Origin of the sequence: Planotetraspora silvatica (genome assembly GCF_016863315.1) — a bacterium.
GTDB classification, from domain to species: Bacteria; Actinomycetota; Actinomycetes; order Streptosporangiales; family Streptosporangiaceae; genus Planotetraspora; species Planotetraspora silvatica.
Genome location: NZ_BOOQ01000100.1, coordinates 1 through 913 on the forward strand (window position 1 = coordinate 1; position 913 = coordinate 913).

General features: G+C 64.1%; 1 protein-coding gene. It reads left to right on the plus strand.

All coding sequences use genetic code 11. The annotated features are described in order from the left end of the window. Positions 1-29: 29 nt before the first annotated feature. On the plus strand, positions 30-913 hold an 884-nt coding region (locus Psi02_RS39765; protein WP_239095550.1), incomplete at its 3' end, for an ABC transporter permease.

Below are 913 nucleotides of genomic sequence, written 5' to 3' on the forward strand. Positions count from 1 at the left end.
TGGCGGGTGTTCCGCATCTGGGTTTGGTGGTGGCGTTGCTGCTGCTGGCCGGGGTGGGGTTGGTGACGGTTCCGGATACGTTCGCGACGTCGTCGAATCTGGTGTCGATTCTGGCGTTGGCGTCGACGATCGGGGTGATCACGGTGGGGGCGACCTTCGTGATCATCGGTGGGGGGATCGATCTGTCGGTCGGTGCGGTGATGGCGTTCGCGTCGGTGTGGGCGACGACGTTGGCGACGCAGGCGTATGGGCCGGTGGTGATGGCGTTGTGCGCTGTGCTGGTCGGTACGGGTGCGGGGTTGGTGAACGGGTTCCTGATCGCTTATGGGCGGATGGTGCCGTTCATCGCGACGCTGGCGATGTTGGTGGCGGCGCGGGGGCTGGCGCAGCGGATGTCGGACAAGAAGACGCAGTTGGTGTCGGCGGACAATTCTGCGTTGGTGGATTTGTCGACGCAGCGGGTGCTGGGGTTGCCGTTGCTGGTGTACATGCTGGCGTTGGTGGTGGTGGTCGGGTGGGTGGTGTTGAACCGGACCACGTTCGGCCGGCGGACGTTCGCGGTGGGCGGTAATCCGGAGGCGGCGCGGTTGGCGGGTATCGATGTGCGGCGGCACACGATGTGGCTGTATGCGTTGTCGGGGTTCTGTTGCGGGATCGCGGCGATCATCATCATGGCGCGGACGACGACGGGGTCGTCGACGCATGGTGATTTGTATGAGCTTGACGCGATCGCGGCTGTGATCATCGGTGGGACGTTGCTGACGGGTGGCCGGGGGTCGATCGTGGGGTCGATTCTGGGTCTGCTGATCTTCACGATGATCACGAATCTGTTCATCCTCAACGGGTTGAACACGAGCGATCAACTCATCGCCAAGGGCCTGATCATCGTGGCCGCCGTGCTGCTCCAGCGGCG